This window comes from Bradyrhizobium sp. USDA 4473 (assembly GCF_054063335.1).
The window spans coordinates 812,592-824,637 of the sequence record NZ_JBSSGE010000001.1 but is presented as its reverse complement, the minus strand read 5'-3'; the positions used below and the strand labels follow the sequence as shown (position 1 = coordinate 824,637).

Here is a 12,046-nt window from a genome sequence, read left to right as displayed (position 1 = left end):
GCTTCCTTTCAAAGTAACATCGCAGCGAAACCCGCCCCAATAAGACTTTTGGCTTTTGCACGCTCGAACTTATCTTCAAGGGGAGAACTGAGTGGAACGCACCCACGCGCATCTGTTGCAGCGCACAAGTTCGGCGGGTTAACTGCGTTGGCATCTGGTATTATCAAGCACTTGCGTGATACTGGCGCGCGGGTCACAACCAAACGGCGCGGATCTGCCGAGATCCGCTAGTGGGACTGAGATGACTGCTGCTGCCAATACTCATCTTGTCATCGCCGACGACCATCCGCTGTTCCGCGATGCGTTGCGTCAGGCAGTGGGAAGCGTCGTGAGTTCGGCCACTATCAGCGAGGCCGGATCGTTCGAGGATCTGACTGCGCTGCTGGAACGGGACTCCGAGGTCGATCTGATCCTGCTCGATCTCTCGATGCCCGGGATCAGCGGCTTTTCCGGTCTGATCTATCTGCGGGCGCAATATCCGGCGATCCCGGTGGTCATCGTCTCCGCCAGCGACGATGCCGGAACCATCCGCCGCTCGCTTGATTTCGGCGCCTCCGGCTTCATCCCCAAGCGGTTCGGTGTCGAGACGCTGCGCGATGCCATCATGAAGGTGATGGAGGGCGACGTCTGGGTTCCACCCGACACCGACCTCTCGGCGGCCGGCGATCCCGACATGACGCGGCTGCGCGATCGCCTGGTGACGCTGACCCCGCAGCAGGTGCGGGTCCTGATGATGCTGTCGGAGGGGCTGCTCAACAAGCAGATCGCCTATGAGCTCGGCGTCTCCGAGGCGACCATCAAGGCCCACGTTTCGGCCATCCTGCAGAAGCTCGGCGTCGAAAGCCGGACGCAAGCCGTGATCGCCGCCGCCAAGATCGCCGGCGGCCAGTGGCGCCAGGGCACGCCGTCGAGCTAGCGTTCCGCCGGGCCTAACTCCGTCACCTGAGGAGCGCGCTCTTGCGCGCGTCTCGAAGGGTCGACGGCCACCAGCCGGGCCGATTCATCCTTCGAGGCTCGCTCTGCTCGCACGTCAGGATGACGGAATGCGTGGTTTGACTTGGATCGCGCACCTTCGCCGCTATTCCGCCGCCACCATCTGCTGCGTCCGCCACTGTCCGAGCAGGGCGCGCAGCGAGGCCGGCTTCACCGGCTTGTTCAGCACCGCGATGTTTTCCTCGCGCGCTGCGGCGCGCACGGCCGGGCTGCGGTCGGCGGTGATCAGGATCGCCGGGATGCCGTCGCCGAAGCGGCGGCGGATCTCGCGGATCGCGGCGACGCCGTTGCCGCGGTCGAGGTGATAGTCGACCAGCACGCCGGTGACGCGGCTGCCGGCGGCCTCGATCGCGCTGATCGCGCCGTCGGCATCGAGCACCGCGATCACCTCGGCATCCCACGCCGTCAGCAGCGTCTTCATGCCGTCGAGAATGGCGGGGTCGTTTTCGATGCAGACGATCAGCGAGCCGCTCATCGGCGTCTTCGCCAGCGGGGTGGCGCTGGTGACGGCTGCGGTGTGGTTGACTGCGGTCGCGGCCGGCACGGTGACCGAGAACGCCGAGCCGCCGCTGACATTGGCCGAGATCGCGATGCGGTGGTTGAGCACGCGCGCCAGCCGCTCGACGATCGACAATCCAAGGCCGAGGCCGCGGGCGATCCGGGCACCCTGCTCAAGGCGGTGGAACTCCTTGAAGATCTCGCCGCGCTTCTGCACGGGGATGCCGACACCGGTATCGTAGATGCTGATCTGCAGCGTGTCGCCGCGGCGGCGGCAGCCGATCAGCACGCGGCCGCGCGGGGTATATTTGATCGCGTTGGAGATGAAGTTCTGCAACAGCCGGCGCAGCAGCGAGCGGTCGGATTCGACCGGCAGCGAGCAGGCGACGAAGCGCAGGTCGAGGCCCTTGTCGCGGGCGATCGGCATGAACTCGATCTCCAGCGAGCGCATCAGGTCCGCCATCCGGAAGCTCGTGATCGCCGGCGTCATGGCACCGGCATCGAGCCTGGAGATGTCGAGCAGCGCGCCCAGGATGTCCTCGATCGCCTCGAGCGAGTCGTCGATGTTCTCGACCAGCCGCGAATCCTCGCCGCCGTTCTGGCGCTCGACCAGGCTCGTGACATAGAGCCGCGCCGCGTTCAGCGGCTGCAGGATGTCGTGGCTGGCCGCCGCCAGGAACCGCGTCTTGGAGGCGTTGGCATCTTCCGCGATGCCCTTGGCGAGCGCGAGCTCCGAGTTCAGCCGCGTCAGCTCCTCGGTGCGGTCGCGCACCCGCTTTTCCAGCGTCGCGTTGGCGCGCTCCAGCGCCTCCGCGGCCTCGAAGCTCGGCGTGACGTCGGAGAAGGTGATGACGAGGCCGCCGCCCGGCATCCGGTTGGCGCGCACCTCGATCACCAGATGGCGGTCGGTGAAGCGCTCCAGATAGGGCTCGCCCTCGGTGGTGTAGGCACGCAGCCGCAGTTGCAGCAGGCTTTCGCCGTCGCCGGCCGCCGGCGGGCTGATCGCGCCCATATATTCGAGGATCTCGGGCAAGGGGATGCCGAGCTGCACAAGATGCGACGGCAGCGCCAGCAGTTCGGAGAACTGGCGGTTGGAACAGATCAGCTGCAGATCGGCGTCGAACACCGCGATGCCCTGGCGCACATGGTTGAGCGCGGTCTGCAGGATCTCGCGGTTGAAATGCAGCGCGGCGTGGGAATCGTCGAGCAGCTTCAGCGCGGCCTTGGCCGATACCGTCCGCCGTTGCAGCAACAGCGACATCACGAGACGCGAGGAGGCGGCGCCGATCGAGGAGGCGATCAGTCGCTCGGCGTGCTGCAGCAGCTCGAAATCGGCCGGTGCTGCGGTCTGCAGCACGATGTTACGGTCGGCGGCGAACGCGGCGAACGCCTCGCGGGTGCGGTCGGGGCCGAGATATTGCGTCACCGTGCTCTGGATGTCCTGCACCGTCACCGTGGTGCGCCAGCGCCGGAAGCTCGGCGCGATCGGGGCCAGCGCGTTGGGCACGAACACGTCGGCCTGCAACAGCTCGATCGCGGACGGCGCGCGGGCCAGCGAGAACAGCACATAGGTGAGGACGTTGAGCGCAAGGCTCCACAGCACGCCGTGCAGCAGCGGCGGCAGGTCGGCACCGAACAGCGCCTGCGGCCGCAGCGCCTCGATTCCGAACGGCCCGTGTTGCAGCAGCATCAGGCCGGCGGTGGAGTTTTCCAGGAAGCTCGGGATGAACAGCGTGTAGAGCCACGTCGCAAAGCCGACCAGCATGCCCGCCATGGCGCCGCGTGCGGTGGCCCTGCGCCAGAACAGGCCGCCGAAGAAGGCCGGCGCGAGCTGGGTGATCGCGGCAAACGACAGCAGGCCGATCGCGACCAGCTGGGTATTGCCGAGCGCGCGGTAATAGAAATACGCCAGCACCATGATGGCGAAGATCGAGAAGCGGCGCGCCTTCAGCAGGAAATCGGCAAAATCCTTCTGGCCGGCGCGGGCGTCGTCGCTGCGCGGCAGCACCAGCGGCAGCACGATGTCGTTGGAGACCATGATCGACAGCGCGACGCATTCGACGATCACCATCGCGGTCGCCGCCGACAGGCCGCCCACGAACACCGCAAGGCTGAGCAGTTGCGAATTGCCCTCGATCGGCAGCGCCAGCACGAACATGTCGGCGTCGACAGCGCCGAACGGGAAGATCACGAGGCCCGCGATCGCGATCGGAATCACGAAGATATTGATCACGACGAGGTAGAGCGGGAACAGCCAGCGCGCGCGGGTGACCTCGGCGGGCGTCGAGTTTTCCACCACGCTGACATGGAACTGGCGCGGCAGCAGCATGATCGCGCAGAACGACAGCAGCGTCATGATCAGGAAATTGCCGATCGACGGCACATATTCGATCGCGCGCACCGCCTCCGGCGTTTTCAGGGCGCGCTCATAGAGCTCGACCGGGGAGAACATCCAGAAGGTGACGAAGGCGCCGGCGGCGATGAAGGCGACCAGCTTGACGATGGATTCGGCGGCGATCGCCAGGATCAGGCCGTGCTGGTGCTCGGTGGCGTCGGTGTGGCGGGTGCCGAACAGCACCGCGAACACCGCCATCGCCAGCGTCACCATCAGCGCGATGTCGCCGATCACAGGGATTTTCGAGAACGCCTGGTCCTCGCTCAGGATGGTCTCCAGCGACGAAGCCATCGCCTTCAGCTGCAGCGCGATGTAGGGCACCGAGCCGATGATCGCGATCAGCGCCACGGTGGCCGCGACCGCCTGGCTCTTGCCGTAGCGCGCGGCGATGAAGTCGGCGATCGAGGTGATGTTCTGCGACTTGGCGAGGGCGATCACGCGGCGCAGCAGCGGGGTGCACAGCCCGACCATCACGATCGGGCCGACATAGATCGCCAGGAAGTCGATGCTGGTGCGGGTGGCGAAGCCGACCGAGCCGAAGAAGGTCCAGGAGGTGCAGTAGATCGCCAGCGACAGCGGATAGATCCAGTGGCTGGCGCGGCCGCGCGCGTCCGGCGGCGTCCGGTCGCCGCGGCTGGCAATGAAGAACAACAATCCGATGTAGGCGAACGCCGTGGCGATCACGCCCCAATCGTGCAGCATCGCTGCTCATCTCCTGTTCCCGGCCTCCAGGGCATGATCCGGAAAAGTGTGAAGCGGTTTTCCGAAAAGATCATGCTCAAACAAAGCGGCCCGGGATCAGGATTATAACGCAAAGGGCCGGCCGCGCGATGCACGGCCGGCCCGAATTCGGGGGCGGAAAACCGATAAGGTTACTCGGCGGCCAGCGGCTTCTGGTGCAGCGGCAGGCCGAGCCGGTCCCAGACCTGGAGCAGGGCTTCCGCCAGCGCGTCGATCAGGCCGTCGTCATGGTAGGGCGAGGGCGTGATGCGCAGCCGCTCGCTGCCCTTGGCGACGGTCGGATAATTGATCGGCTGGATGTAGATGCCGTGGTCCTCGAGCAGCAGGTCGGAGGCGCGCTTGCACTTCTCGGGATCGCCGACGAACAGCGGCACGATATGGGTGTCGCTCGACATCACGGGCAGCCCGGCCGCGGTCAGGATCGCCTTGGTGCGGGCGGCGCGGTCCTGGTGGCGCTCGCGCTCCCAGCTCGAGGTCTTGAGGTGGCGGATCGCAGCGGTCGCGGCCGAGCAGATCGCCGGCGGCAGCGCGGTCGTGAAGATGAAGCCCGGCGCATAGGAGCGCACGGCATCGATCACCGCGGCCTTGCCCGCGATGTAGCCGCCGAGGCAGCCGAACGCCTTGGCCAGCGTGCCTTCGAGGATATCGATCCGGTGCATCACGCCGTCGCGCTCGGCGATGCCGCCGCCGCGCGGGCCGTACATGCCGACCGCATGCACCTCGTCGACATAGGTCATGGCGCCGTATTTTTCGGCCAGATCGCAGATCTTGCCGAGCGGCGCGACGTCGCCGTCCATCGAATAGAGGCTCTCGCAGACGATCAGCTTCGGCCGGTCGGGACCGGCGGCGATCAGGAGCTCTTCGAGATGTGCAATGTCGTTGTGGCGGAAGATCTGGCGGTCGCAGCCGGCCTGGCGCACGCCTTCGATCATCGAATTGTGGTTCAGCGCGTCCGACAGGATCAGGCAGTTCGGGATCAGCTTGGCGAGCGTCGAGATGCCGGTCTGGTTCGAGACATAGCCCGAGGTGAACAGCAGCGAGGCCTCCTTGCCGTGGAGGTCGGCGAGCTCGGCTTCGAGCTGCACCAGCGGATGATGGGTGCCCGCGATGTTGCGGGTGCCGCCGGCGCCGGTGCCGACCCGGGTCGCGGTCTCGACCATGGCGCCGACCACCTTGGGGTGCTGGCCCATGCCGAGATAGTCGTTGGAGCACCAGATCACGACGTTGCGGCTGCCGTTCGGCGAATGCCATGTCGCGTGCGGGAAGCGTCCCGCGATCCGTTCGAGGTCGGCGAACACCCGGTAGCGCCGCTCGTCATGCAGGCGGTTGAGGGCGGTGTTGAAAAACTGGCTGTAATCCATCGGCAAACCCAGAAAGCGGAACCTGACCGGAACGACTGCCTCTTCTTAGAGCTTTTCCAGCTCTAATGTCCATGCACTGGCCCACATCTCGACATGCGTCGCAGTTGGGCAAATTGCCCTAGCGGCCGTCCATCCCGCTTGATTCCGGACAAATAGCCCGGGGTATGATCGCCCGGCGGGCTCAGGTCGTCCTGAAGCGCAGCATGCCGTCGGCGTGCATCGCGGCCGTCAGGCGGCCCTCGACCAGCATGTAGTTGACATGGGCGACCAGCTCGCCGGCGGCGAAGCCCATCTGGTGCTCGTCCAGCACGTGCTTGTGGAACACCACAGGCACCAGTTCCTTGGAGGTCTGCGGCACCTCGCGGCAGGCCTCGGCGATCAGCCGGCAGCGCTCCTCATGGTGGTCGGCGAGCTGCTTGATCCGGGTCTTCAGCCCGTAGAACGGCACGCCATGGCCCGGCAGCACCATCACGTCATAGGGCAGCGTGGTGGTCAGGCTCGCCAGCGAAGCCAGATACTCGCCGAGCGAGTTCTGCTCGGGCTCGACCGCCCAGACGCTGACATTGGGCGAGATCTTGCTCAACACCTGGTCGGCGGACAGGAACAATTTGTCGGCCGCGCAATACAGCATCACCTGGTCGAGCGCGTGGCCGCCGCCGGTGATCACCTTGAAGCGCCGCGTGCCGATCACGACCTCGTCGCCATGGGTGAGGCGGTGATAGGACGGCGGCAGCACCGAGACGCGCTTCAGGTAATCCTGGCCGCGGCCGAGCAGCTTCTCGGTGAGGTCCTCGTCCATGCCGTGGCGGCGGAAGAACAGCCGCTGCGCGTTGCGCCGCTCCTCGGTGCCGCGGTTCTGGTGATAGACCGATTGCAGATATTCCACCTGCGACATGAACAGCGGGCAGTCGAACCGCTCGGTGATCCAGCCGGCGAGACCGACATGGTCGGGATGCGAATGCGTCACGATCAGCCGCTTGACCTTGACGTGCTGCAGCGGTCCCTCGAACAGCGTGGTCCAGGCCGCGATCGATTCCTCGTTGCCGAAACCGGCATCCACCATGGTCCAGCCGTCGCCGTCGGCGAGCAGGTAGATGTTCACATGGTTGAGGCGGAACGGCAGCTTCAGTCCGCGCCCACAGCACGCCGGGCGCCACCTCCACGACCTGGTCGTGGCCGGGATGGTTTTCCCAGGGGTATCGCAGTGCCTCCGCGGAGGAGGGAAGGCTGTCGGTCTTCGTATGCATGCTACCGGCTTAGCGGCACATGGCCCGCCGCGCCAGCCGAAAAATCAGATAGTCGTCCGGAGAATGGGCTCGAACGGCACCCGAATTCCGCAGCCCGGATTGGGCCGGTCGCTCCGCCGCACGCTTGCGACAGGGTCATTCGGCTGGATGCACGCTCCCCACGGGACGGCTGTGTCCGCTCACACCACCCGAAGATGTGCCTTCGTGCGTTGCCACGCGCTGCGGCTTGCGCCCGAACTTGCGGACCACGGTGTAAAACGCTGGGGTAAACAGCAGGCCGAACGCGGTCACGCCGAGCATTCCGGCGAACACCGCGGTGCCGAGCGACTGGCGCATCTCCGCGCCGGCGCCGGTTGCGACCACGAGCGGCGCGACGCCGAAGATGAAGGCGAGCGACGTCATCAGGATCGGCCGCAACCTTGTGCGTGCCGCCGTGACTGCAGCTTCAGCCGGGCTCGCACCGGTCTCCTCGGTCTGGCGCGCGAACTCCACGATCAGGATCGCGTTCTTGGCTGCCAGACCAACCAGCACGACAAAGCCGATCTGGGCCAGCACGTCGATCGGCATGCCGCGCCACAGCAGGCCCGTCACGGAGGCGAGCAGACACATCGGCACGATCATCACCACCGCAAGCGGCAGATTCCAGCTTTCATACTGGGCGGCGAGCACCAGGAACACGAACAAAGCGGCGGCGCCGAACACCAGCAGCGATGATGTTCCCGGCAGCTGCTGTTGAAAGGCAAGCTCGGTCCATTCGAAGCCGATGCCGGGCGGCAGAACCTCATGGGCCAACTCCTCCATCCGATGCAGCGCGCTGCCGGTCGCCACGCCCGGCGCCGCGACGCCCATCACCTCGGCCGCCGGGAACAGGTCATAGCGCGGCACGCGATAAGCCATGTTCTCGGATTTCATCCGCGCCACGGTGCCGATCGGCACCATCTCGCCCGAAGAGTTGCGGGCCTTCAGCCGCGCGACGTCCTGCGGGTCCTGCCGGAACGAGCCATCGGCCTGCGCGATCACCTGGTAGGTTCGGCCCAGATAGTTGAAGTCGTTGACATATTGCGAGCCGAGATAGACCTGCAGGGTGCTGAATACATCGGTCGGCGTCAGACCGACCTTCTCGGCGCGCTCGCGGTCGATATCGGCATAGACCGACGGCGCGCGGGTGCCGAACAGGGTGAAGACCCCAGCGAAGCTCGGATCCTTGTTGGCGGCGGCGACCAGCGTCTGCGCCGCCTTGGCGAGTGCCTCCGAGCCGAGCCCGGCACGATCCTGCAGCATCATCTTGAAGCCGCCGGCATTGCCGATGCCCTGCACCGGCGGCGGCGGGATCGTCAGCACGTAGGCCTCCTGGATCACCGACAGCCGCTTGCGCAAATCGGCGAGCACGCTGGCCGCGGTCACGCCGTCGACCTCATGGTTGTAAAGCGACGGCAGGCCCGAGAAGATCGTTCCGGCGTTGGAGGCGATCGTGAAGGTCGTGGCATCGAGACCCGCAAACGGCGCAACGTGCTCCACGCCCGGCGTCGACATGATGATCTCGATCGCTTTCTTCACGACCGCTTCGGTCCGGTCGAGCGTCGCGCCGGGCGGCAGCTGCAACACCGTGATCAGATAGCCCTGGTCCTGTTCGGGAATGAAGCCGGTCGGCGCCCGTGCGAACTGAAAGCCGGCAAGGCCGATCAGCGCCGCATAGATCACAAGCACGACCCCCGTGATCTGCACCAGCCGGCGCGTCAGGCGTCCATAGCTGGTCGAAAGCCATTCGAAGCCGACATTGAAGCGGGCAAACCCTGCCTGCAGCAGCCGGGCGATCCACGAGCCCCGCGCCTTGCGGCCGGGCTCATGCGCCTTGAACAGCACCGCGCAGAGCGCCGGGCTCAAGGTCAGCGACACGAAGCAGGATATCAGCGTGGACGCCGCGATCGTCACGGCGAACTGGCGGAAGAACTGACCTGTGATCCCCGACAGGAACGCTGACGGAACGAACACGGCACACAGCGTCAGGGCGATCGAGATCAAGGCGCCCCCGACTTCCGTCATGGTGACGTGAGCGGCCTCGACCGGGGTCATGCCACGCTCGAGATTGCGCTCGACATTTTCCACCACCACGATGGCGTCGTCGACCACGATGCCTACCGCGAGCACAAGTCCGAACAGCGAAAGATTGTTCAGCGAGATGCCGAGCAGATACAGAAAGCTGAACGTTCCCACCAGAGAGACCGGGATCGCGATCACCGGAATGATCGCGGCGCGCCAGCTTTGCAGGAACAGGAACACCACGCCGACCACGAGCAGGATCGCAACGAAGATCGTCTTGATCACCTCGTCGACGGATTTGCCGACGAAGATGGTCGGGTCATAGATGATCTTGTATTCGACGCCCGGCGGGAATTCCTTGCCGAGCTTCTGCATCGCCTCGAGCACTTCCTTGTCGACGGCCAGCGAATTGGCGCCTGGCTGGGCGAAGATCAGGAGCGGCAAGCCGGGTTGCCGGTCCATGAAGGCGGTCGAGCCGTAGTCGGAGGCGCCGATCTCGACCCGCCCGACGTCGCGCAACCGCGTCACGCGACCCTCGCTATCCGACTTCAGCACGATGGAGGCGAACTGCTCCGGCGTCGAGAGACGTCCGAGCGTCTGCACGTTGAGCTGATAGGCCTGCTTCGAGGCGACCGGTGGCTGATTCAGGATTCCGGCCGAGACCTGGATGTTCTGGGCGCGCAGCGCGGCCAGCACCTCGCTTGCGTTCAGATTGTGGGCCGCGACCTTGTCCGGATCGAGCCAGATGCGCATGGCGTACTCGCGGCCGCCCTGCATCGTCACGTCGCCGACGCCCGGCAACCGCGCCAGCGCATCCTTCACATGCAATGTCGCGTAGTTCGAGATGTAGAGCAGGTCGCGTGAAGAATCCGGCGAATAGAGGTGCACGGCCAGCAGGATGTTCGGGGTCGCCTTCCTGACCTGCACGCCGAGCCGCTGCACGTCCTCCGGAAGCCGCGGCAGGGCATCCTGCACGCGGTTCTGCGTCAGCATCTGCGCGACGTTGAGATCGGTGCCGATCCGGAACGTGACCGTTATAGTGAGCTTGCCGTCACCGGTCGCCTGACTGTTCATATAGAGCATGTTCTCGACGCCGTTGATCTCCTGCTCGAGCGGCGTCGCAACGGTGCGCGAGACCACCTCGGCGGAGGCGCCGGGATAGCTTGTGGTGATCTGAACGGTGGGCGGCACGATCTCGGGGTACTGCGCGATCGGCAGGATCGCGAGCGCGCCGAGACCGATCAGCGTCACGAACACGCTGAGGACCGTGGCGAAGATCGGCCGGTCAATGAAGCTGTGGCTCATTTGAAGCTCCGGAAGTCAGGAAAGCGACGCCTGGATTCGCTGTCGGTGTTTGACCTAGCCGCGGTCGTCGGCGCTCGCGTCGTAGTGAATGGTGCCGTCCTGCGGCGCGACCTTTGAGCCGGGAATGGCGCGTACCAGGCCATCGATGACGACGCGGTCGCCGGGCTCTAGGCCCGACCGGATAACCCGCAACCCGCCGCGCAGATCGCCCGTCGTCACGATCTTCGGCTTGACCGCGGAGTCCGGACCAATGGTCATCACCAGATGTTGCGATTGGTCGAGCGTAACCGAGGCATCGGGAAGCAAGAAGGCCGGCGCCGGCGGCGCGATCTCGACCCGCAACCGCGCAAACGCACCGGGCGCCAGGAGGAGATCGGGGTTCGGCACCGTCGCGCGCGCCCGGATCGTGCCGCTGGAGCGATCGAGCGCGTTATCGATGAAATCGAGCGTTCCCTCGCGCTTGAAATCATTCTCGTCGGAAAGCCGGATCACGACCTTGTTGGCGAGCGGCCCCTGAATACGGGGCCGCGCGCGCGAGAATGTCAGGAAATCGGATTCGCTCATGTCGAAATCGACATAGAGCGGGTCGAGCGAGACCAGCGTCGCCAGCAATGTCGTCGGGCTGGTCGCGGCGCGGCTGCCCGCGATCAGGCTGCCGATCGAAACCTGCCGCGCGCCGATGCGTCCCGTAAAGGGCGCTCGCACGCGGCTGTAGTCGAGATCAAGCTCGGCGTCGCGCACGCGCGCCTTGGCATCTTCGACCGCGGCTTGCGATGCATCCTGGTCGTTGGTGCGCTGATCAACGGTTTCCTGCGTCGCGAAGTCACTTCGCTTGAGTGACGTCGCGCGCGTCAGCTGATTGTTGGCGAGCTCGACGCGGGCTTTTGCTGTCTGCAGCGCGGCCTGCGCTTGAGCGAGCTTGATTTCGTAGGGGCGCGGATCGATGACAAACAGAAGATCGCCCTTGTGAACGATCTGGCCGTCCTTGAAGTGAATCTCGGTCAGAGTGCCGCCGACCTGGGCACGCAGCTCGACGCGGTCGACCGCGGAGAACTGGCCGAGGAAGTCAATCCTGTTGCTGACCTCGCGCTGCAGCGGCTGGCTGACTGTCACCGGAGGCGCCGGCGGTGCGACCGCTGCCGCCTTGTTGCCCCCATGGGGCGCGAAGCCGAAATAAACCGATCCGACGGCGAGTGCGATTGCCGCGACGATGACGCCGGTTCGCCAGCTGCGTCTGCGCGGTTGCCCTCCCGATCGATCGAGCGGCTCGCGTGCTACCTTCGTGTTGTCGGTGATCTGGTCCATGAGACGTCCGTCATTCTTTGCCTGGCCGCCCGAAGCCTGGCCGGGCGAGGCGCCGCCAACGGCAGGCTGAGCGTTGCGGCGCATCGGGTCGGTGTTGCCTGGTCACTGTCGTTGCCGGAGTGGAAAAATACCGCGCGGGGTTGATATCTGGAGCAAGCCCT

General features: G+C 65.6%; 5 protein-coding genes and 1 pseudogene. 1 reads left to right on the top strand and 5 read right to left on the bottom strand.

Annotation, left to right across the window (positions count from 1 at the left end):
• Window positions 1-241 precede the first annotated feature (241 nt).
• Window positions 242-916: a response regulator gene (locus ACVW17_RS03855; protein ID WP_212021572.1), complete on the top strand. Its 675-nt coding sequence runs from the start codon at window positions 242-244 to the stop codon at window positions 914-916.
• 162 nt (window positions 917-1,078) lie between these two features.
• Here ACVW17_RS03855 and ACVW17_RS03850 read toward each other — a convergent pair whose 3' ends face one another.
• The 5 genes and pseudogenes from ACVW17_RS03850 to ACVW17_RS03830 form a co-directional block, all read right to left on the bottom strand.
• Complete coding sequence (locus ACVW17_RS03850) at window positions 1,079-4,588, bottom strand: PAS domain-containing hybrid sensor histidine kinase/response regulator (protein WP_456750718.1); 3,510 nt, start codon at window positions 4,586-4,588, stop codon at window positions 1,079-1,081.
• A gap of 170 nt (window positions 4,589-4,758) precedes the next feature.
• Window positions 4,759-5,988 (bottom strand): 5-aminolevulinate synthase, encoded by a 1,230-nt coding sequence (gene hemA, locus ACVW17_RS03845; RefSeq protein ID WP_456750717.1) that lies wholly within the window; start codon window positions 5,986-5,988, stop codon window positions 4,759-4,761.
• A gap of 181 nt (window positions 5,989-6,169) precedes the next feature.
• A pseudogene (locus ACVW17_RS03840) lies at window positions 6,170-7,235 on the bottom strand (MBL fold metallo-hydrolase).
• Window positions 7,236-7,370: 135 nt separating this feature from the next.
• The gene (locus ACVW17_RS03835) at window positions 7,371-10,580 is read right to left on the bottom strand and encodes an efflux RND transporter permease subunit (protein ID WP_456750715.1); all 3,210 of its coding nucleotides are present in this window, start codon (window positions 10,578-10,580) and stop codon (window positions 7,371-7,373) included.
• Window positions 10,581-10,634: 54 nt separating this feature from the next.
• Window positions 10,635-11,885: an efflux RND transporter periplasmic adaptor subunit gene (locus ACVW17_RS03830; protein ID WP_456796788.1), complete on the bottom strand. Its 1,251-nt coding sequence runs from the start codon at window positions 11,883-11,885 to the stop codon at window positions 10,635-10,637.
• Window positions 11,886-12,046: the final 161 nt, after the last annotated feature.